Annotated in this window: 16 protein-coding genes and 3 tRNA genes; 15 read left to right on the top strand and 4 right to left on the bottom strand. The window is 43.7% G+C overall.

Going from position 1 to position 21,596, the window contains the following annotated elements; all coding sequences use genetic code 11:
* Nucleotides 1-300 precede the first annotated feature (300 nt).
* A complete protein-coding gene (locus ACI2JM_RS00570; protein WP_045452546.1) occupies nt 301-1,128 on the top strand; it encodes an inositol monophosphatase family protein in 828 nt (275 codons plus the stop codon).
* A 53-nt stretch (nt 1,129-1,181) separates the two neighbouring features.
* On the opposite strand, the gene ACI2JM_RS00565 is transcribed toward ACI2JM_RS00570, so the two are convergent.
* Together ACI2JM_RS00565 and ACI2JM_RS00560 are read right to left on the bottom strand one after the other, a co-directional pair.
* Nucleotides 1,182-2,621 (bottom strand): wax ester/triacylglycerol synthase family O-acyltransferase, encoded by a 1,440-nt coding sequence (locus ACI2JM_RS00565; protein ID WP_404641336.1) that lies wholly within the window; start codon nt 2,619-2,621, stop codon nt 1,182-1,184.
* A 113-nt stretch (nt 2,622-2,734) separates the two neighbouring features.
* Nucleotides 2,735-3,559, bottom strand: a complete 825-nt coding sequence (locus ACI2JM_RS00560) for a thiazole synthase (protein ID WP_087814573.1) — start codon at nt 3,557-3,559, stop codon at nt 2,735-2,737.
* Nucleotides 3,560-3,720: 161 nt separating this feature from the next.
* On the opposite strand from ACI2JM_RS00560, the gene gspE reads away from it, so the two are divergent.
* Nucleotides 3,721-5,274 carry a type II secretion system ATPase GspE gene (gspE, locus tag ACI2JM_RS00555; protein ID WP_404641334.1) on the top strand — a complete coding sequence of 518 codons (1,554 nt, stop codon included), beginning with the start codon at nt 3,721-3,723 and terminating at the stop codon, nt 5,272-5,274.
* Nucleotides 5,275-5,296: 22 nt separating this feature from the next.
* Here the strand turns inward: gspE and ACI2JM_RS00550 are convergent, their stop codons facing one another.
* Both ACI2JM_RS00550 and ACI2JM_RS00545 read right to left on the bottom strand, forming a co-directional pair.
* Nucleotides 5,297-5,785, bottom strand: a complete 489-nt coding sequence (locus ACI2JM_RS00550; protein WP_404641332.1) for a RidA family protein — start codon at nt 5,783-5,785, stop codon at nt 5,297-5,299.
* Between the two features lie 118 nt (nt 5,786-5,903).
* Nucleotides 5,904-6,605: a DUF4442 domain-containing protein gene (locus tag ACI2JM_RS00545; RefSeq protein ID WP_404641330.1), complete on the bottom strand. Its 702-nt coding sequence runs from the start codon at nt 6,603-6,605 to the stop codon at nt 5,904-5,906.
* A 346-nt stretch (nt 6,606-6,951) separates the two neighbouring features.
* Between ACI2JM_RS00545 and ACI2JM_RS00540 the strand changes: the two genes are divergently transcribed.
* The 13 genes from ACI2JM_RS00540 to ACI2JM_RS00480 all read left to right on the top strand — a co-directional run bounded on the left by ACI2JM_RS00540 (nt 6,952) and on the right by ACI2JM_RS00480 (nt 21,496).
* Nucleotides 6,952-8,412, top strand: coding sequence for an McrB family protein (locus ACI2JM_RS00540; protein ID WP_404641328.1), 1,461 nt, complete (start codon nt 6,952-6,954; stop codon nt 8,410-8,412).
* Nucleotides 8,413-8,424: 12 nt separating this feature from the next.
* The gene (locus ACI2JM_RS00535) at nt 8,425-9,993 is read left to right on the top strand and encodes an McrC family protein (RefSeq protein ID WP_404641326.1); all 1,569 of its coding nucleotides are present in this window, start codon (nt 8,425-8,427) and stop codon (nt 9,991-9,993) included.
* A 255-nt stretch (nt 9,994-10,248) separates the two neighbouring features.
* Nucleotides 10,249-10,325, top strand: a tRNA-Pro gene (locus ACI2JM_RS00530).
* A 96-nt stretch (nt 10,326-10,421) separates the two neighbouring features.
* A tRNA-Arg gene (locus tag ACI2JM_RS00525) sits at nt 10,422-10,498 on the top strand.
* A 39-nt stretch (nt 10,499-10,537) separates the two neighbouring features.
* Nucleotides 10,538-10,613, top strand: a tRNA-His gene (locus tag ACI2JM_RS00520).
* 517 nt (nt 10,614-11,130) lie between these two features.
* On the top strand, nt 11,131-12,066 hold the full coding sequence (locus tag ACI2JM_RS00515) for an AraC family transcriptional regulator (protein ID WP_045452534.1): 936 nt from the start codon (nt 11,131-11,133) through the stop codon (nt 12,064-12,066).
* A gap of 291 nt (nt 12,067-12,357) precedes the next feature.
* Nucleotides 12,358-13,410, top strand: coding sequence for a hypothetical protein (locus ACI2JM_RS00510; RefSeq protein ID WP_404641323.1), 1,053 nt, complete (start codon nt 12,358-12,360; stop codon nt 13,408-13,410).
* Nucleotides 13,411-13,491: 81 nt separating this feature from the next.
* Complete coding sequence (gene gspF, locus ACI2JM_RS00505) at nt 13,492-14,694, top strand: type II secretion system inner membrane protein GspF (RefSeq protein ID WP_193216843.1); 1,203 nt, start codon at nt 13,492-13,494, stop codon at nt 14,692-14,694.
* Between the two features lie 686 nt (nt 14,695-15,380).
* Nucleotides 15,381-15,800, top strand: coding sequence for a type II secretion system major pseudopilin GspG (gspG, locus tag ACI2JM_RS00500; protein WP_045443801.1), 420 nt, complete (start codon nt 15,381-15,383; stop codon nt 15,798-15,800).
* A 263-nt stretch (nt 15,801-16,063) separates the two neighbouring features.
* Nucleotides 16,064-16,627, top strand: coding sequence for a protein-disulfide reductase DsbD domain-containing protein (locus tag ACI2JM_RS00495; protein ID WP_201580829.1), 564 nt, complete (start codon nt 16,064-16,066; stop codon nt 16,625-16,627).
* Between the two features lie 67 nt (nt 16,628-16,694).
* The gene (locus ACI2JM_RS00490; protein WP_404641321.1) at nt 16,695-18,830 is read left to right on the top strand and encodes a protein-disulfide reductase DsbD domain-containing protein; all 2,136 of its coding nucleotides are present in this window, start codon (nt 16,695-16,697) and stop codon (nt 18,828-18,830) included.
* Nucleotides 18,831-19,189: 359 nt separating this feature from the next.
* A complete protein-coding gene (locus ACI2JM_RS00485) occupies nt 19,190-20,617 on the top strand; it encodes a phospholipase A (RefSeq protein ID WP_404641319.1) in 1,428 nt (475 codons plus the stop codon).
* A 27-nt stretch (nt 20,618-20,644) separates the two neighbouring features.
* A complete protein-coding gene (locus ACI2JM_RS00480; RefSeq protein ID WP_404641317.1) occupies nt 20,645-21,496 on the top strand; it encodes a ComF family protein in 852 nt (283 codons plus the stop codon).
* The last annotated feature ends 100 nt before the right edge of the window (nt 21,497-21,596 follow it).

Genomic DNA, 21,596 nt, shown 5'->3' with positions numbered 1-21,596 from the left:
GAGTATTGGTTAAATAGATAAAAGCTCGATCGATAGCGCGAACGCCTACTTAGTCGTAGGTGCTGACTTTTTTACAACTTACGCAGTTTGTGATGACCACCAAAATTTGGGTTGGTTTGGCGAACGTCATGGTTTTTTTCGTTTTTTATCGAACAATTTTAGTATAATGCGATCATCGCTTTTAAATGGCGCATTTTTTTAATTGTATAAATACAGTGTGATGCAGCGGCTGATTGGCATGTTGTGGGCACAGAGTTCGTCTTATTTTTGACATTCATTCATCAAGCAAATAGGTTATTTATGGAACCCATGGTCGTCATCGCAGCACGTACTGCTGAAAAAGTTGGTAAAGAGATTTTATATGCGCATCAAAACCGCCATAAAATTGAGTTGGATATTGAGTCAAAAGGGCTTGATGGATTGGTTACGCGTATTGATCGCTTTAGCGAAGAGCTGACGATTGAAACCCTAAAAGCCAGCTATCCAAATCACTCGTACTTGGGTGAAGAGTTTGGTATGCAAGAAGGTCGCGGTGAAGATGCGGACTGGTGCTGGATTATTGATCCGCTAGATGGTACCAAAAACTTCGTCCATGGTGTGCCGCAGTTTTGTGTGTCTATCGCTGTGCAGCATAAAGGCGTGACCCAACATGGCGTGATCTATGACCCTGTCCGTGATGAGATGTTCTCTGCTAGCCGTGGTAAAGGCGCGCGCTTGAACAATCGCCGCATGCAAGTGAGCGAGCGCAAAACGATTGATGGCGGTCTATTTACTACTGGTCATCCGCTTGAGCGTAAACGCAATGGCGAAGTCATCTCTTATGCCAAGCAGCATTTTGAGAGCTTACAGAAAATCTCTGAAGCAGGCGGTCAAGTTCGTCGTTTAGGCTCAGCTGCGCTTGATTTATGTTATGTCGCTGCCGGTCGTTTTGATGGTTATTTTGAGATGTCTATTAAGCCTTGGGATATCGCGGCAGGTGAGCTTATCGTGACCGAAGCACGTGGCGTGGTAGTTGACCATACAGGTGCACACAACTCGATGACTTCAGGCTCTATTTTCGCCTGTAACATTAAGTTATTAAAGCCATTGATGCAAGTGGTTGTCCCAACGTGGGGTGATGCATTTTAAGCACCACTTAAGCATAATTATTAAGACAACTTAACACTAAAAAGCTGGTTCCATTATGGAGCCAGCTTTTTTGTTTTACCATTATTCTTATAGCCACCTTTATCTTCAACCGTAATGCCTTGGAACTTAAGCGCTTTACTGGTGGTTTCCAACAGTTGCAACTCTTCTTCAATAAGCGTCAGCATTTCTTGGACATGCGGCAGTGCTTTACTACAAGCCGTAATCCCAAATTCAATCTTATCTAGATAACTAGCAAGGGTGATATTCATTGCTTGACCATTGAAGACAATAGACGCAGGGTACAACGATTGTAAACGTGCACCATTCCAATATAGCGGTTTTTCAGAACCAGGCACATTAGAGATAATTAGGTTAAACGCCTGCTTTTTGGGAAATAGACTGGTCGCTAAATTGATACCTTCCCAAGCATAGGCAATCACGCTGTAGTTAATCACTTGGGCTTGATTCATGCGTCGAAAGCGGCGTTTGCCGTTATTCATACTGCGATGAATCAGTTTGATTCGGCTCAAAGGATCATCTAAATGCGTGCCCAAATTGGCCAGTACAAAGGATAATTGATTGCCTGCCACACTGTCATCCGTACGCAGCGACATCGGTACAAAAGCAATGAGTGGCTTGCTAGGCAGCGCATCCATGGAGATGAGATAACGACGAATAGCACCCGCACATACCGCCAGCACCACATCGTTTTTACTGATATTTAGTCGCTCAGCGATATCGTTAAAACGCTGAATATCATAAGACTGCGCGGCTATGCGCCGTGATGCTGAGATGCGTTTATTGAGCACACTCATCGGTGCATCAAAAGTACCGACATAGCTGTCATCACCATAATTTTTCAAATTATCCAGCAGTTCGGTAAATACAGGTTTAATGGTTGATATTTGCTCTTTAATGATGCGTAATGCAGAGCGCTCTTTGGGTAAAATCGCATCGACTTGATTGCGATGGCGTGCCATTAATGACCAAATCGGTAGCGTTACTGGCTCAGTGGGCGATTGCGATAATGATTTTTTGACAAGGCGCATGGCAGCAATGCCATCAACCAACGAATGGTGAATTTTGAAGTATAGGGCAAAACGCTCAGGGTCGCCTTCATTTTCTGGTTGAATACCTTCAATCACGTGACATTCCCACAATGGCATGGCACGATCCAACAGCCGACCATGTTCTCTTGAAACATATATCAACAATTCGCGAACCCGTGCAGGCTTTGGTAAGGCAACATGATGCAAGTGATGCTCAACATCAAAATGCTTGTCCTTTTTCCAAAAAGCCAAATGCTCAAGCACTTGGTTAAAAGGAAAGGTAGGCGACACATCAGAATCTTGCATCTGTTTGACCAATTGGCAAACAAAACCGCTACCCGCATTCTCTGGCAATTCGAATAGGAATAGACCTCCAACATGCATGGGCTGTTTACGCGACTCAAGAAGTAAAAACAACTGGTCGACTGCTGTGAGAAGCCGCATAATAAATCCTTTTATGACGATAAGTTGAGTAAAAGTTACTTCTTTTATTATTATTTTATAGCTGACTTTTTATTAAATACTATCAATTTAATAATGGTCATTAAATTTAAAAACTATTGAAAAAAGTATCCTGTTTGCGGTGAGCTGGCAGTCGCCATTTTGCGCATTGGCATACGACCCGCCAAGAACGCCGCGCGCCCTGCCCAGATGGCATGCTTCATGGCATGGGCCATCATGACTGGGTTTTGCGCATTGGCAATCGCCGAATTCATCAGGACGCCATCACAGCCAAGCTCCATAGCCAGTGCTGCATCAGAGGCCGTGCCGACGCCTGCATCGACCAATACCGGTACTTTAGCATTCTCGATAATAAGACTGAGGGTGTGACGATTCAGTAAACCAAGACCTGAGCCAATCAAGCTACCAAGTGGCATAATTGCCACACAGCCCATACTTTCTAATTCTTGAGCGACGATAGGGTCGTCTGAGGTATAAACCATCACCTCAAAGCCATCATCAATCAATACTTTGGCAGCTTTTAGCGTTTCCATCACATTCGGATAGAGGGTTTTTTCATCGCCCAATACTTCAAGCTTAACCAGATTATGCCCGCCTAACAGCTCGCGAGCAAGCTTACAGGTACGAATGGCAGTCTCGGCATCGAAACAACCAGCAGTGTTGGGTAAAATGGTGTATTTATCGGGGGAAATCACATCAAGTAGATTGGGCTCATTGCTGTTTTGGCCAATATTGGTACGACGAATAGCAACGGTGACAATCTCTGCTGCCGATGCGCCAATGGCGGCGCCCGTTTCAGTCATATCTTTATACTTGCCCGTACCGACCAACAGGCGAGAAGAAAAAGTACGACTCCCGACCGTAAAAGTGTCTTGTAAAAGGGGCGTCGGATGAGTAGCAGTGCTTGTGTTCTCTGACATAACTGAAAATCCTAATGGCGAGTAAAACAAAATGCTATTATAACAAAATCATGCAATCTTACTTGCAGTCTTTTTTGGTTTAGCCAGTTAAGCATAATACGTTTGCCACGCTTTGACACGAGTTTCTTTCTGAGTTTATCTTTATTTATCAGGTCGCTTTTATGATGCAACTGCCGTACAGTTTTGCGAAACGCCATCAAATTTTGGCCATACTTGCCATTGATCCCGAGCTGCCAGCGACTTTGGTGCTGACCAAAGCCACGCCATTATCGGCAATTAATGAGGCAGTGCGATTTTTACAGCAGCAAGGGGTACGCGGTGTGCCCACTTATGAAAGCATCAGCTCCGATGACTTTGAAAAGCGCATGAACGCCGCTTATGCAGGCAATACTGGTGAGTCGCAGCATATTGCCGCTGGGCTCGAAGACCATCCTGATCTTGATAGTTTGGCAGATAGTGTCCCTGAAACTGAAGATTTGATGGATCAACAAGATGATGCACCTATTATTCGTCTGATTAATGCGTTGTTGTCCGAAGCGATACGTTTAAACGCCTCAGATATTCATATTGAAACCTTTGAAAAGCGCTTAGTCGTTCGCTTTCGCGTTGACGGTGAATTAAAAGAAATCATTACGCCAAAACGCCAATTAGCGCCATTATTGGTATCGCGTATTAAGGTCATGGCCAAGCTCGATATCGCCGAAAAGCGTGTGCCACAAGATGGACGTATCAGCTTGCGCTTGGCAGGGCGTGAGGTTGATGTGCGGGTATCGACATTGCCATCGAGCTTTGGTGAACGCGTGGTCATGCGTCTATTAGATAAGCAAGCAGGTCGCTTGAATATGACGTATTTAGGGCTTTCTGATAATGATTATAGCGAGCTAAAACGCTTGATCCATCGCCCACACGGCATTATTTTGGTGACAGGGCCGACAGGTTCAGGGAAAACCACGACGCTATATTCAGCACTGACCGATCTCAATGACCAAACCCGTAATATCTTGACTGCTGAAGATCCGATTGAGTTTCAGCTCGATGGTATTGGGCAAACGCAGGTTAATAATAAAGTCGATATGACCTTTGCCAAAAGTTTGCGTGCGATGTTGCGCCAAGATCCGGATGTGGTCATGGTTGGTGAGATTCGCGATTTAGAAACGGCAGAGATTGCCGTACAAGCGTCGCTTACTGGACATTTGGTTTTATCAACTTTACACACCAACACCGCCATTGGTGCCGTCACGCGTCTGCAAGATATGGGTGTTGAGCCATTTTTATTATCGTCATCACTGATTGGAGTCGTCGCCCAGCGCTTGGTGCGTACATTATGTACACATTGTCATGGCTGGCAAGTGGCTGATAGCGAACAGGCTAAATTATTTACTGAAATTGGTATTGTGCCAGTCTCAGAGAATGGGGCTGAAACTTTAACAACTACACCTATCAATCTACCCAGACCAGTTGGCTGTGATAAATGCAATCAATCAGGGTTTAAAGGGCGGACGGCAATATATGAAGTGGTGCCCGTTGATGATACCTTGCGCCGTATGATTCATAGTAATACCGCCGAGTATGAGCTAGAGGAGTACGCACGTCAGCAGACACCGTCGATTCGTGCAGATGGATTGCATAAAGTCATTGCAGGTCGTACGACGTTAGAGGAAGTGCTACGAGTGACCAAAGAAAGCGCCCTAACAGAGGACGCTTTGATTGTTTAAGATAAGGCTATTAAAAAAACAGTTATTTTGCAGCGATACATTCAACTTCAACGCTGGCACCTGCAGCCAATTCAGCGACGCCAAAGGCTGAACGTACCGGATAAGGTTTGGCCAATTCCGCTTTATAGACTTTATTAAAATCGTCAAAGTCGTCCATGTCTGTCAGCATCGCCATACATTTGACGATGTCTGATTTTTGGTAACCGTATTTTAACAAGGTTTCATTAATATTATCCAATGCTTGCTTGGCTTCGGCTTTGACACCACCTTTGACCAATTTGCCATCTTTAAAACCAATTTGTCCAGACATGTATAGCGTATCGCCCACACGTACTGCTTCTGAAAAAGGATAATTACCGCCATCACCAAGAAATACAGGGCTAGATTTAGTCACACTTGCGGTATTTGCCATTGGCGCCGCATTCGCTGTCATAGCAAGGCCTAGTGAGCACGCACCCACGAGCAACGCCTTAGTTAAATGGGCAGTCAATTTATGGCTAATCTTGGACATCGCTGTCTCCTTATTATAAGTTTTTTTCACAATTTTTTTAAATTCACTATACAAGTTTAACAAACATAATGTGTCATCATACTAGATGACACATTATGTCTTACTTATGCTTAACCAGTTATTGGTCGTTTTGCTCAGGTTCGACTTCTGTTTTAGATTCAGTGTCAGCTTCTAGCGGCTTTTCGCTACTTTTGCCTTGACGGCGGGCTTCTAATTCAGACTTAGGAATCCAAGCCCATGTCATCTCAACCACGATAGGGTCACGATCACTGTCAGACTCACGGTCATGAATGACGCACGGAATTACCATTTCGCCTTTTGGTGTATTTAGGATATCTAAGCGCTGCTCATCCGATAAAGATGCCATTGCTGCAATTTGACCTTTTTTAATCGGGCGATAAAAATTAACCGAGTATGATTTAATCAATAGTACGCGGTCAGAGGGTAGGTTTAAACCCAAAATAAAACCAGTCGCTGTTTCGGCAAGTAAGGTAATGGCGACCGCATGAATAGAGCCAATATGATTTTGCACCGCTTTGGTGTTGTTTAAGCTCACGATGACTTGGTTGGGTTCGACCGTTTCATAATAGACGCCCGTTGTGCCCACATATGGCACCACTTTACCAAAGGCTTTGGATAAGATGCTCGAGCGTGCGCTGGCAGGTAAATACTTGGTGATAGATAGCAGTTTGGTAAATTGATTGCTGATGGGCTTGAGCGAGCTGTTGGGTTTTTCGACGGGCGATCTTGTGCTGTCAGAGGTTTTGGCTGGCAATTTATTGGTTAGCTTGCTAGGGAGTTTTTTTAATAATCCTGACATACAAAATTCCTTAATGTAGATAGATTAAATGACGCTTTGAGTGTTATATATTTCATCATAGCAGCTGATAGGATGCCTATTGTGCAAGCTGCCATGCTTACTATGGTACATTAACCGCCGTCTGCCTACTATTATTAGCATGAACTGCTGCGCTTATAAAATAGGGCTAACGTCATGATACCCTAGATGCTAGGAATGCTATCGCTCAATGCAATATCGTATCACTCAGATGCTTTCATAAACAGTGCTGCTGGATGCCATAAAGACAGCCACGCTATAATGATGACATTTTAGTGTATCTTATTGATCATTTTTCTTATTTCCTTTTTCTATGCTGGATGAAGCTATGCCTGACACGTCAATTCATGCGCCGACCAATATCATTTATACAGGCGTTGCTGGTACGGGGAAAACCTATCGACTGTTACAAATTGCTAAGCGATATACCGACTATGTGTCGAGAGCCGATGAGGCAGAGTTGTTGGGGCAGCTATTGCAAGAGCTTAGCTGGCGTGAAATCGTATGCTTGGTACTTTTGGATTTTCAATCTAAACACCAAGACTTGGTAAAAGTGCCTGAAATCGTCAATCATGCGTTCTTTGTCGCGAAAGCCGCACAGAATGCCCGCGAAAAAAACCTAAGCAATACGGCTTGGTCTGTCCTTCAAATGCATAGCCCTACCAATTCAAAAACTGTGACTTATAAAAACCGTGCCAGCCAAGCCTATTTTGATAAAGATGAGGGCTGTGCATGGTATTTGCTGCCAGAAAGCTTTGAGTTATTAACAGAGCTATCGCAGCAACTTGCCGAATTTCAGCAAGCGCAGCGTGATAATAGTGTCAACCAAAGCCAAGCTAACCCAAATCAAGGTTTTAGCCAGCAGCGTTTCACCATGGTCAGCTTCCATCAAGCGTATGGCTATGAAGAGTTTGTCGAAGGCATTCGCCCTGTCATGGTAGCGTCTAATCATACAATGAATAGCTCATCTCAAATGAATTACGCCATTCAAGATGGTGCATTCTTAAAATTGTGTCAACGGGCAGCAAATGATCCAGAGCAGCGTTATGCCATATTAATTGATGAGATCAATCGCGCCAACGTGTCACGAGTATTTGGCGAGCTGCTCAGTCTAATTGAGCCAGAAAAACGGGCTGGCATGGCAAACGCGATGACCGTTCATTTGGCCTATTCTGGACGGGCTTTTAGCATCCCTGCCAATATCGATATTTATGCCACGATGAACACTCAGGATCACTCGTTAGCACCACTTGATATGGCATTACGTCGGCGCTTTCGTTTTATCGAATGTCCACCGCAACCAGAATTATTACCTATTATTCATGTACCCCAAAACTCAGAAACTGACAGTCCAGCAGCAACGATAGATTTGGCAAAGCTATTAACCGGTTTGAATAATCGCATTATTCAAACATTAGGAATGGAAGCGCAATTGGGTCATGCTTTTTTGTGGTCAGTGACGGATCTTGGACAATTACAAGCGGTGTTGGTCGAACAAATCATTCCGCAGTTAATGCAAGCGACGGGTGGGCAAGAGGGTACTTTGCAATATATGTTTAGAGATGAGCAGCAGCCACTGCGCGCACAGTTTATTCATGATAGTCACGCATCCATCAATGATAGTGTGAATGACCAAGTGAATGCTAGGAGTCAAAATCCGCTGTTTACTGGTCAAAATGCATTTTTCGGTCAGTCTATGAGCACCGCTGGCTATAGAATAAATACCGACCTCATCGCGAGGGTAGGCGAGTTTGCCAAACCCACTGTCTATCAACGTTTATATCCATAAAGGGGCTCAGCGTTGCTAAATAATAGCTTCAGTCATAAACTCATAGCCAATAATATTGACAGTGCTAACGTTAATGCGTTTGATGTAAATACCATCACTGTGTTTGAACACCAGCGTCTAACAGCGCATGACTTCTTACGGGTATCTGATTTCCATTGGTTGATGGCGCAAGAGTTTGCGGTCTTTAGCATTAAGCGCAGACAGGGACAATGGCAGTTAAAAGTCGGACATTATATAGGGGTTATTTTACTGCCCAGCGGCATGACGCTTGAGATTTTACCCAAACTTGCGGCAAAAACTTCTAGCGATCAAGTCGCGCAGCAATCATACCTTTCACAGAATGCCAGTCATCGCCCCGATATCAGGCAAGCCCGCCAATGGGTGCAGGGCATGCTATCGGATTTGACCAATAGCAGTCATGCCAAAAACAAGCTACTCAATACAAAAAATCTAGGTCAATTTAGCAGTCAACTGTCGCCGCTATCGATAGCTGTACTGCCATTGTCAGATTGGCTTATCACCCAGTTTTTGCAGCGGCTGGCTCATTATCGACCAAGCAAATACTATCAGACGCAGGTCGACAATCAAGCATCGCTACAAGGTCGACTGCTCATCAAAGAACAATTGCGCCACAACAGCATGCAGCCGCATAAGTTTGTCTGTGAGAGCAGTATACTGAGCCAAGATATGCTAGGTAATCGGCTGATTAAGAGCACGTTGATTTTGCTGACACCTTTATTTTTTCAATCAACGCTATCGAAAGTAGATGCGCCTAAATTTTTGCAGGTTTGGCAGCGAGTAGCGGCGTTGAGTTATCAAGAGCTGACACAGTTAGAGTCGATATACAAGCAAGCAAAGCGTCAGTTAGCCGCTCAACCGCTTCGAGCACCGCAACTACAAGCTGCTCAGCAGTTGTTAGGTATGGCTTATTGGTTATTACGACAGTCCAATGTGGCAACAGGTAATGGTATTGCGCCAAATAAAACATCTAGGCAAAATATGTCGTCTCCGCGTTTATGCTTGCTGATTGATATGAATCAAGCCTTTGAACAATGGGCAAGCCTGTGCATTGCCTCGGTGTTTCAGCAAGTGAGTCAACAATATCAGCCGTTATATCAAACGCAAAGTATCTGGCTAACCGATGCAGAAGGGCGCGCATGTCTGTCTATACGACCTGATTTGCTCATATATAAAACTGATGCTAATGATAATTGTCAAAATCAGAGTAGCACTGCGGTTATTGAAGCTAGAGAAAAAGGTCACTATAGTCATGTCATTGATATTAAATGGAAGCATTTATCGCAGACAGCCAGCATTAGTGCCAGTGATGCTTATCAACTGATGAGTTACGCTCAGGCCTATCAAGCAGGGCAGGTGTGGCTGGTTTATCCAGTACAAGATAATGAGCGGTTACCAGTTGTTCTCAGCCAACAAGTGCATGATTATAAAAAGACTGATGGCGCTAACGACCATGATAAGAGCCATAATGCTACTGATGAAAAAGTGAGTCCTGCGCCATTGTGGCTCATACCATTCAATGTTCTTACTGGTACGATAAACGGCGGCTTGCTTCCTGATTGAAATAGAGTATAATGAGCGCTGTCGATGAATAAGTAGCACTGAGCATCGTGGAGAAAAGGATTTGTCATAGTGGTTTTTATGATAAATGAGCGTTTTTTAAGTAATTTAGCAGTTTTTTTAAATTAATTAAAAATAGGTGTTGACACCATCGGCTTTTCCCCTTAATATGTGCACCTCGATAGCAAGGAACGTTAACAAGTTAGTGGCATTGCCAACAACGAGTTAATCAACAAACTATCGTGATAATAGAAATTTCGGAGTGTGGCGCAGTTTGGTAGCGCATCTGGTTTGGGACCAGAGGGTCGTAGGTTCGAATCCTATCACTCCGACCATCTATTTTTAAGAGCCTTACAGGCTTTTTTTTATGTATAATGGTTTAGTTTCTGATATATTTAAAACTTGCTTTAGTATATAAAAGTCCTCTAAGAGCGCCTGTAGCTCAGCTGGATAGAGCATCTCCCTTCTAAGGAGGTGGCCGCAGGTTCGAATCCTGCCAGGCGCACCATTTAGCCTGAAAATCTTGCCTCATCAGGCAATAGTTATGGCGGTTGTAGCTCAGTTGGTAGAGCCCCGGGTTGTGATCTCGGTTGTCGTGGGTTCGAGTCCCATCAGTCGCCCCATATTTTATTCTGCATTATCCTCTTCTTGCTTTACCTCATTATAAAAACCTTATTCTAAATAATAATACTTGCCATGTTTGGCTTTTTTTTGTGTCTGTATGATTGGTTTTAACCTATCTTACCCCCTGCGATTAAAATTTATAGACTCATCAGCCCTTTGATTGCCTATTGGTTTACTGGCCTTTTGTCTTATTTATTTTTATTATAGCTTCTCTTTTTAGACGCTCGCTATCTCTGTACGTGCCTTAAACCTGCTTTGTTATTCTTTAACAGCCTTTATATAGAATAACAAAGGCAACGCTTTTAGTGATGCATCATGATAAGGTCTTAAGGCCCGTTGATATATTAGGTCATCCATTAAGAAGTGATCCATTGCAGATGATACGAGTGTTAAGAAAACCAAAGGTCAGTTAAAAAATATATTGAATAGATTAAGTAAGGCTAAGACCGTAATAGGGATGTGAGTGCTTGTCTGAGATGCGCTGCTATGGATCTTATATTATTGAGGAAGTGATTGATGGACGCATTGAGCGTATTGCTACAAAACGTGCATTTGTTTGAAACCAAGTATTATCGTTTGAATGGGACTGGTAATTGGTCTTATTCCATCACTAGACAAGATACGATTTTGTTTTATTTAGTGATGTCTGGAAGCTTTTGTATCGACGTCGGCAATGGTTTGCGACAGGCGCACGCAGGCGATATGATTATGATTCCCAGTGCTCATAAGCATGTGAGCTATGCCTTAGATCATAATGGTGACGATGCGCTACCGCTAGATGAGTTGCTGACTCATTGTAAGGAAAACACCCTTGATATCGATGGCAACGGTGATCCTAACTCGTCTTTGATATTGATTGAATGCAAGTATGACAAAGAAATGATACGTCCTTTGTTGTCTGTGCTGCCTGCGATTTTGCCTGAAATCAACGATGAGTCTGACGGTAGGTTTGAGGTCATTGATGTCGAGATTAAGCTGCTGACCTTAGAAGCTGAGCGTGAGCGCATGGGCAAGACCGCGATCATCAATCATTGGGCAAGTATTATGATGATTGAATGTTTGCGGGTTTATATTGAAAGTTTGCCTGAGGCCACAGAGAATTGGCTAAAAGCCATGAAAGATCCGTTTTTGACCAAGGCGTTAGCAGCGATGCATCAAGCGCCCAATCAAAACTGGACCATTCATAAGCTGGCTGAAGTCGCAGGAATGTCACGCTCGAGCTTTGCGCAGCGCTTTAAAGATACAGTTGGCATGCCGCCGCTGACCTATCTCATTGATTATCGCTTGCGCTTGGCGGCCCGTTATCTACGCTTGCAGCAAAACAGTATTGGCCGTATCAGTGAGTTGGTTGGCTATGCGTCAGACTCGACCTTTAGTCAAGCCTTCAAGCGCGTTTATGGGGTATCACCAAAAGCCTATCGCCAACAATATCAACAAGAAAACATCGCATAGCGTATCGTTAATACACCATAAAAGCGTTAAGGTTGCCATTAGCCCCTTAACGCTTTTTTGTTTTCTCATAGCGAAGTATGAGACTTTTATGAAGATATTTCGTCTATGGTTGACAGGTATTGATAGGGAGTATTTTGACGATGGACAGCTGACAATGTGCTTGTGTTCAGGTACTATGGAATAATGAGTCATTTAGGCGCAAACGCTTGTTTTTAGCGTAAGATATGCCACTGTATGGTGGTCAGATCGTTTGTTCTAAATGATATTTATTTTTGCTGCTGATGGTATGTTATGACTGAACCGACCGCAAAGCCACGCGCAGGAGCCAATAGCCAACAAGGCTCAGCTGTGTCCGCTAAAAAACAAAGCGATATGAATCTAAGCAACGTCAAGCGTGGTCGAAAAGACAAGGCGGGTGCGACACCTGACAAAGCCATGTTATTGGCACTGTTTACGCTGCCAGATATTGAAGAGGCAGTTGTTAAAGAGGTCGTTAAAGTCGCCGCTGATGAGTTGTCTAATACCCATAGCGTGATGCAACAGCCTGCTACTAGCGAGATGAATATTGCCGAGCAGCGTGTGGCACTGTATCGTACCCAGCATGAGCGTACGCGATTATTATATATGGCATCCGCTGCCACGCGACCTACTTATTTGGTACAAACGCTCAAATCACAATTCGCAGAACATCAGCAATACTTGCTGGCACAGCAGCTTGATAAACGCGGCTTGATGGATACCGATGGATTAGAGCGTCTTTGGCAGCAGCTGCATGTGGTCGATGACATCATCGCTGATATTGTCCGTCATATGCCAGCTCAGCAACCAGCAGGTTGGCAACTGACCACTCAAGATGGGCGAAATCCGCTATGCTTTGCCACCGTTGGCAAATTAAAGAACAGTAAGCCTATTCGTGATCAAGGCAGTCTAAATAGCTATGTACTTGGGCACTTCGGCGTGAGTAGTTTTACCTATGACCGCGGCTATTATATTGGACATGTCGTTGGCTACTTATTCAGCTGTTATTTTTGTGCCCATTTATCTATTAGCTATGGTGTTACGGCACTTGATTCGCAGGTTATAGCTGATTACGATTATGCCAGTCTTGAGACGCCATACATGGTTAGACTGCTACAAGGGCTGGATGGCTACTGTAAAAAACGTATTTATCAGTTGGCAGTTATCTGTGCACGATTGAGTGTCTTTGCCAGTGACAAGCGTATCGAGAGAATGCTCATTGCTGAGGTCAACGACTTCGATAAAAAACTGCAGCAGCAGCACTTAGATGTTTTGTTATTGCAAGGTTTGATGCCAGACAGTAGCGATTCTACGCCGCTTTTTTAAGCCATTAAATCTCGATAGACCTCCTTTATAAGTCCTTGTTTATTACTTTTTCTTATTGACCACTTTAGGATATTCGCTGCTATGCCCGCTTATCATTATAAAGCGTTAGATGACCATGGCAGTGTGCAAAAAGGCTTGCTCGAAGGTGATTCTGCGCGACAAGTTCGCCAGCAGCTGCGTGATAAACAATGGACGCCCGTTGAAGTCAGTGCCGTCAATGATAGACAAAACCAGAATAAAAACCGCTATAAAAAACCGTCTGCTTACGAGTTGGCATTGCTGACCCGTCAATTATCGGTATTATTGGCAGCGGGTATTCCGTTAGAGGAAACGCTTGCCGCCGTCGCCAAACAATCACCAAAAACCCATATTAAATCTCTCATGCTTGCCGTGCGCTCGCATGTATTAGAAGGTTTGAGCTTGGCGCGAGCATTGCAGCAAGCCGCCAGTTTTCCACCACTATATATCGCGACCATTGCGGCAGGGGAAAAGTCAGGTCACTTGGATTTAATCTTGAACCAGTTGGCAGATTACACCGAAAACCGCTTTGCATTGCAAAAGAAAATCCAAGGCGCAATGGTTTATCCGATTGTGCTGATGGTGATGGCAATTGGCGTGATTATGGGTTTGATGAGTTTTGTGGTGCCCAAAATTGTCAAAGTGTTTGAGCAGTCTGAACAGGCATTGCCGCTCATTACCCAAATTGTTCTTAGCCTATCTAATCTTATTACGCAGTGGTGGTGGCTGATGCTGCTAGTATTGGCCGGAACGGCGTTTTTGTTTTATCGTTTTGCGCAGACGCAAGCGGGTAAGTTAGCGATAGACAGCAGCGTGCTAAGATTACCGATATTGGCGCGGTTATCAAAAGGGCTGAATGCAGCACGTTTTGCCAGTACATTGGCGATATTGGTACGCTCAGGGGTGCCATTGATTGAGGCATTGCATATTGGTGCGGCGGTGACGACCAATTTACATATTCAAAAAACCATCATCACTGCGGCTGATAGGGTGACGGAAGGCTCAAGTTTATCGAGTCAATTAGAAAAGTCCAGTTACTTTCCGCCGATGATGGTGCAAATGATTAAAAGTGGCGAAAACTCAGGCGAGCTTGAAAACATGCTCAGCCGCGCCGCCAATATGCAGGAAGCAGAAGCCACTAACTTTATCAGTACCTTATTGTCGCTACTTGAGCCGTTGATGCTAGTGCTGATGGGCGTGGTAGTGATGATTATCGTAATGGCAGTGATGCTGCCGATTGTCAATATGAATGATCTAGCAGGATAATAAACACTCAAATCTTCTGAGCTTGTGTGCCTCCCGCTCACATTTCTATTGTAGCCATCTTACTAAATATTACGCTAGCTTTCTTAAGATTTGCTTACTGTTGTAGATTGTTGACTGAGTCACGTTTTTATTAGGGTAAAGCCAGCCATCAAGCTATAGTAAGCGTCAGTCAAAAGTTATCCTTATAAATATCACTCATCATGCTGTGCTTCAATATTGATGCTTATAAAAGTCAAGGTTCATAACAATATACTTGCGGCGCTAGGGCGTGTCCTCATTTTAAAAATGGTGATAAAAATGAGATAAATTACCGTCAAACAAGGAAAGTAGCGCAAATAATATCGAGATATTGATAAGCTATTTGACGATGTTTGGCAAAATTTAGCTATTTTTAGGCCATTTAGAAAGTAAACGATTGAATTGAGGACACGCCCTAGATAAAAATAAAATCATGGTTTATAGTGATAATCGTTTCAGTGCTCATTAATACGCCGATCATTACCGATTATTAATGTTACTTGAACGCCACTTTTCCTATTTACATCACCCTGATGCCAAAAGCGATGATAAAAGCGATGACTATAATTGACAAAATTCAAGTAACTACTATGCCAACAAGTGCTATGCCAATAAGTGCTATAAGTGCCAACAAGCCAGCTCCTACGAGAGCCAACAAGCCACTGTCTATGCGTAATAACCAGTCTGGATTTACTCTGATCGAGATCATGGTCGTGATTGTAATCTTGGCAATTCTTGCAGGCTTAGTTGTCCCGAAAGTGGTGGGACAAAGTGATAAAGCTCGCGTCAAGACCACTGAAACAGCGCTTGCTACAGTATCCAACGCCCTTGATATGTATAAGGTTGATAATTCGCGCTATCCGACTACCGCACAAGGTTTAGAAGCATTAACCACACCGCCAGCAGAGGCCAAAAACTACCCAGATGGTGGTTATATCAAAGGCGGCTATCCAACAGATGGCTGGGAAAACGAGATGCAATATGTCGCCCCAGGCAGTGAAGGTCGTCCTTATGATTTATTCTCGCTGGGTGCAGATGGCCAGCAAGGCGGCGAAGGTCAAGATGCTGATCTTTATGCCCAATTATAAGTATTAGCTTGATGAGCAGTTAAAATATGGGTAGCTAACGATCCCTTACTCCATAGTATGTTTATTGGTGACGGTCGCTCTAATGCTCTTAAATATCAACCAATGAGACCTTATTGGTTGATATTTTTATATCAGTAAATAAGTGGCGTGGCATCCCATAGATAATGTCAAACCATCCATTTTTCCAACAAGCTATACGTTTGATACCAGTCATATCGCCCCGCTTATTTGTCATTAAAATCAGCCAGTAGAGGTTATTACTCATGTTTACCAACAAACTCAACTCACAAGCCGTCATTACAAATAAACGAGTCTCTAAGTTGCCTCACGCACTTGCAATTATGAGTACTTCATTGATGATAGGGTTGTCGATGGCATCTATGAGCGCTCAAGCTGCAGGTTTGGGCGAGTTATTTGCTAATAATGGTGCCGAAAAATCGAAGTTTTTGCCTGTCGATAAAGCGTTTCAAGTTATCAGCAGCACTAAGGCTACGTCTAAGGGCACGCGCTTATCTATTAATTTTGATATTACGCCAGGCCATTATGTCTATAAAGATCAGCTTACTCTCAGTTTTCCTAAAGGCGTGAGTGCAACCCCCTTTACTTTTAGTCAGTCGCCGGTCTCCATTGACGACCCAACCTTTGGTAAGGTTCCCGTTTTTACCCAAAAAAATATGGTAGCAACCACGACTCTGACTACTAACAATGGTAAAGGCGCAAAAAATGCACCGATTATAATTGGCTGGCAAGGCTGTGCAAAAGCTGGGCTGTGCTATCCGCCAGAGAAAATCAAAACCACGGTTGATATCGCCGTGACACGCAAATAGACCACAAGCCGATCGACTCAAATATTGGTAATAAATAGCATATTAGGTAATAAATAGGTAGCTCTTCATGTCCATCAAGACAATAGAAAAAAAACCATCGCTAACGGTACATCGCTCGTCCAAAAGATCTTATCTACTAGCATTTGCGGTCTCTAGTAGCTCGTTGTTTACAGGACTGGCTGCGATGCCCATGATGACTCATGCGGCAGGGCTGGGTGATTTATTTAGCAGTGATAAAAATGCGGCACAGACGAAGTTTTTACCAGTGGACAAAGCTTTCCAAGTCAGTGATAGCAGTAAAACTACCAATAATGGCACGCGCTTAGCCATTAATTTTGACATTACGCCTGAGCATTATGTTTATAAAGACCAAATCAAACTGACGTTGCCAGCTGGCGTGACCGCCGCGCCTTTTACCTTTAGTCAAAAGCCAGTTTCAATCGATGATCCAACATTTGGGCAAGTACTGGTATTTGACCAAGCGAATATGGTAGCTACGACGACCTTGAGCAGTAGTAGTGGCAAAAGCGTGAACGATGCTGCCGTGGTGATTGGCTGGCAAGGTTGTGCCAAAGCAGGATTATGCTATCCACCTGAAAAAATTAAAACGACAATTGATATCGCTGCTGCAACACCACAAATTGCAGGAAATAGCGCCAGTAATTCTACACAAGAGGCTGCTAATAACAACAGTCTGACAGATAATGACAACACCGCCGAGTCAAGTGCAACGGTTGCCGATAGTCTTGCAGCAGAGCAAGCGCTGACTGATGATGGGGTGATTGATTATGCCTTGTTGGATGATGAGGCTTTAGATGGAGAGCTTGGCGCTACCAATACGATTTCTGGCGCAGATGAACAAGGCGTCGATGGCACTACGACAAGTGAAGTTTCTGCGACAACCAACAATACTGTTGCTGGAAATAATGCCACTGATAGCGATCCTTTTGGTTTGGCTTCTCATCCTTGGTTGGCATTGGTATTATTGTTTTTAGCAGGGCTAGGTTTGGCATTGACACCATGCGTACTACCAATGTTGCCAATCGTTGCCAATATCGTTGCCCGTGAGGAAAACCCAACGGTGAAACGCGGTGTTATTCTCACCACCAGTTACGCTATTGGCGTGGCAACGGCTTATGGTATTTTGGGCGCAGTCATCGCCGTGTTTGGTGAATCATTAGGCATTATCGGCTGGCTACAAAACCCCATTATCCTGATTGGTTTTGCGATTGTATTTGTCCTACTTGCACTATATATGCTGGGTGTGTTTAGTATCCGCTTACCGAGATTTATTAGTAATAAAATGCAAGGCTTGAGTCAAGCAGGGGATAGCAAGCTGGGTAGTACGGGCGGTAGTTTAATCGCGGGTTTCTTATCTGCGCTCGTAGTATCGCCTTGTGTTTCTGCGCCATTGTTTGGGGCGCTGCTTGCCGTATCGACGATTGGTAGTCCACTACTGGGTTTTGCAGCTTTATTTATGCTGGGTTTTGGTTTATCCGCACCGCTTATCTTAATTGGTGCCACCCAAGGTAAAATTATGCCGAAGGCTGGTGAATGGATGAACTGGGTCAAGCAAGGTTTTGCCTTATTACTCTTTGCCGTTGCTTTATTATTAATTGAGCGCGTTTTTATCTCACCCGTGATGCTAATGGTATGGGCGTTATGGTTTATGGTTGTAGCGATGTGGGCGTGGAGTTGGTTGGGTAAAGGTCGTATGCTGACCCAAGCATTAGGGGTAATCGCTGGTATTTGGGCCACCTGTTTAATCATCGGCGCGGCGTTGGGTAACGATGATAGTTTGCATCCGCTGGCATCTTTAAGTGCTGCTCCGATGATGCAGGCGACTGGTCAGCCAGCCATGAGTAATACAACAGATAAAACCGTCACGACGCTGACTGAGTTAGATGCCATTATCACCGCCAACCCTAAAGTGCTTGTCGATGTCACTGCTGAATGGTGTATCGAGTGCCGTATTATGGATAAAAACTTATTTCATAATCGTCCAGCGCAGATGCAGGATTGGCAGTTGGTGAGACTGGATATAACAGAGACCACTGACGATTCTAAAGCAATCTTATCGCGCTATAAATTGTTTGGTCCGCCAGCATTGCTGTATTATCAAGACGGTCAGTTGACCAATCAACAAGTAGGTGAGATTGATCGTCCAGAATTTGAGCAAACGTTGACGATGCTTAATAACTGATACTTAACAAAACGAATAAGTCTTTTCTAAAGGCTTAACAATACAAAAGAGCCAATGTACTATTCATACAGTACGTTGGCTCTTTTATTTTTATCAATGGTTACCTGACATCCTGACGCTAAGCATTTGGTTTAGCGTTGATTATTGATATTTACATTGGTATAGGGCAGCGATAACGCTAGTATAGTACACACATTTTCATTACAATAAAGCAACAATGCTGAAGGCGCATTACTCGTTGTAACTGCTCACTTCTATATCTGAATGTCATTGGGTTTATTTTAGCGATGACGCTGATGGTCATACTCATTATCTTATATACTCTGCTGGCGATAATGTCAGTTAGATAAAGGACACTTATGTTTTCCCATATCACCGCACAGCGCCGCCCTATGCCTCTTATTACAGCGCGCAAAACCACTTTATTTGAGACAAGAAAGCATTATTTGAATATTGCTGTTGGTCTAGCGCTAACCTGCTTTACCGTGCAAGTCCAAGCTGCCGATAAAACTCAGAGCGATAATGAGTTCCCAGTACCGGAGGCAGCGTTTGAGTTTGAAGATTATCAGGTGTTACAGGATGCCAATACAGCTGCGCAAGATCGCCAAGTAGTCAGTAAAGAGTTTATCGCTCAGCAAGCAAAATTGTTTTTTGAATGTACCCAAGTACAGACCAGTGCCGCCCGTTTGGCTTGCTTTGACAAAGTGGCTGAAGAAGGTAAAACGCCGAGCTACACTACAACTAAGCAGCCAGTAGATTTGGCAAAAACCTTTCAAAGTACGCTTTCAGGTAATCCGCAAGTTGTCTTTGTAGAAGAAAAATCTACCATTGCTGGTGCTAATAATGCCGCTACTGACTCAGTTGCGCGCGCGCCTGATACTAATGAAGGTCTAGACACCGTTGGGCTAACGCAAAGAGAAGCACAAGTTTTAGAAAATGTTGGGGTCACTCAAAAAGATATCGAAAAATATACACCGCTTAGTTTATCCTATGATCTCGATAAAAACAGTGAGCGTGGAACTTGGACGGTAAGGCCGTACCGACCAACCTATGTATTGCCAGTATTTTATACCTTTGACCCTAACCTAGATCCAAGCACGCCGTCACAGGAAACTGAGTCCTTTTCTTCTAATGACATACGCAATACTGAACTAAAATTTCAGTTGTCTTTGAAGACCAAAGTTGCCGAAGACTTATTTGATACCAGTGCTGATTTGTGGTTTGGTTATACCCAAGAGTCACATTGGCAAGTTTATAACGAAGACAACTCGCGACCATTCCGTGCCACCGACTATCAGCCTGAAATATTTTTGACTCAGCCAGTGACCGCAGATTTACCTTTTGGTGGTCGTCTTCGTATGCTTGGTGCCGGTGCCATTCATCATTCTAATGGACAAGATGATCCGTTATCACGCTCATGGAACCGTGCTTATCTCATGGCAGGGGCAGAGTGGGGTAAGCTATCAATCGTACCGCGCCTGTGGGCTCGAGTGAATAGTGAAAGCAGCAGCAGTGAAGACAATCCAGATATCGAAGACTACATGGGTTACGGTGATATCAAATTCTTATATGACTTGCCTGATCAACAGAGTTTAAGCGGTACATTCCGCTACAATCCAAGCACCAATAAAGGGGCGGCGCAAGTCGATTATATTTATCCATTATCAGAGAATGTTAATGGCTTTGTTCAGGTTTTCCAAGGCTATGGCGAATCCATCATCGATTATAACCACGAAAATACCTCTATTGGCTTTGGTATCGTACTGAATGATTGGAAAGGTTTCTAATATCAGCGCACATTTTGACAATCGTCCATGCGACTTTTAGCGCCTTATCAAACTGGACTATGGCTGGCAGAGTATCTCGATATACGCTGCCAGTTGTGCCGTGTTTATCGCAGCACGCCACAATCTCAGCTATCTCAAAATTACCTCTTATCAAATATTAGTAGCTTGCCAACCTCTGATTCTATACCGCACTCCCTAAAACCTCTGCCAAATGATCCTTCGTTTTTTGCTAATTTGCGCCAGCAATTTAACCACCGTTTTAACAGCGGACTACTTTGCTCGCATTGTCATGACAGTATCGCGTGGTTGCCGAAACCTTTCAATGTTGACATTGCTTCTGGTACAGTTTTATCTATCCAAACGGCTACTTATTATGAGTATCCGCTACGTCAAGCGATCAGAGCTTTTAAGCACCATGAAGACATGACCAAATTACCGTTATTGTTGCATGCTATACGTCAGCTACTACGTCCTCATGGTTGTCATCATGATAATAGCGTGATTGTCGCTATGCCAACAACCGAGCAACGACTGGTCAAGCGTGGCTTCGATCCTGTCAGTATTTTATCGGCGCAATTGTCTAAGCATTGGCAGATACCTTTATGGCATGGTGTAAAGCGTATTGACGACACTGTCAGTCAGCAAGGGCTTACACGTGCTGAGCGCCTGAGTAATCTAGACAATGCTTTTGTTTTAATCGAAAAACCTCCTGTGAAACGCTTATTATTGTTTGATGATGTTGCGACCACGGGTGCCAGTTTACAAGCATTGGGACGTACACTGCTTACCTCGGCTGAGACAGTAACCATGTCAGATATTCAAACCAATCATAAATACCATCTTTCTGCCTATGCTTTAGCGCATGGAAATCAGTCTTAAAATCTGTTCCTCTCTATTGATAACTACGAATATGTTGCTAATATGTTGCCTTAACGCTATATTATTAAAATAATATATGTTTATTTGTTATTAATTTCTA

This window comes from Psychrobacter sp. NPDC064578 (assembly GCF_044901245.1).
Lineage (GTDB): Bacteria > Pseudomonadota > Gammaproteobacteria > Pseudomonadales > Moraxellaceae > Psychrobacter > Psychrobacter cibarius_C.
This window is presented reverse-complemented; position numbering and strand designations above follow the sequence as displayed.

Coding starts and splice junctions, on each gene's coding strand:
- ACI2JM_RS00570 (WP_045452546.1), top strand. CDS start 301: ATGGAACCCATGGTCGTCATCGCAGCACGTACTGCTGAAAAAGTTGGT.
- ACI2JM_RS00565 (WP_404641336.1), bottom strand. CDS start 2,621: ATGCGGCTTCTCACAGCAGTCGACCAGTTGTTTTTACTTCTTGAGTCG.
- ACI2JM_RS00560 (WP_087814573.1), bottom strand. CDS start 3,559: ATGTCAGAGAACACAAGCACTGCTACTCATCCGACGCCCCTTTTACAA.
- gspE (WP_404641334.1), top strand. CDS start 3,721: ATGATGCAACTGCCGTACAGTTTTGCGAAACGCCATCAAATTTTGGCC.
- ACI2JM_RS00550 (WP_404641332.1), bottom strand. CDS start 5,785: ATGTCCAAGATTAGCCATAAATTGACTGCCCATTTAACTAAGGCGTTG.
- ACI2JM_RS00545 (WP_404641330.1), bottom strand. CDS start 6,605: ATGTCAGGATTATTAAAAAAACTCCCTAGCAAGCTAACCAATAAATTG.
- ACI2JM_RS00540 (WP_404641328.1), top strand. CDS start 6,952: ATGCCTGACACGTCAATTCATGCGCCGACCAATATCATTTATACAGGC.
- ACI2JM_RS00515 (WP_045452534.1), top strand. CDS start 11,131: ATGGACGCATTGAGCGTATTGCTACAAAACGTGCATTTGTTTGAAACC.
- ACI2JM_RS00510 (WP_404641323.1), top strand. CDS start 12,358: ATGACTGAACCGACCGCAAAGCCACGCGCAGGAGCCAATAGCCAACAA.
- gspF (WP_193216843.1), top strand. CDS start 13,492: ATGCCCGCTTATCATTATAAAGCGTTAGATGACCATGGCAGTGTGCAA.
- gspG (WP_045443801.1), top strand. CDS start 15,381: ATGCGTAATAACCAGTCTGGATTTACTCTGATCGAGATCATGGTCGTG.
- ACI2JM_RS00495 (WP_201580829.1), top strand. CDS start 16,064: ATGTTTACCAACAAACTCAACTCACAAGCCGTCATTACAAATAAACGA.
- ACI2JM_RS00490 (WP_404641321.1), top strand. CDS start 16,695: ATGTCCATCAAGACAATAGAAAAAAAACCATCGCTAACGGTACATCGC.
- ACI2JM_RS00485 (WP_404641319.1), top strand. CDS start 19,190: ATGTTTTCCCATATCACCGCACAGCGCCGCCCTATGCCTCTTATTACA.
- ACI2JM_RS00480 (WP_404641317.1), top strand. CDS start 20,645: ATGCGACTTTTAGCGCCTTATCAAACTGGACTATGGCTGGCAGAGTAT.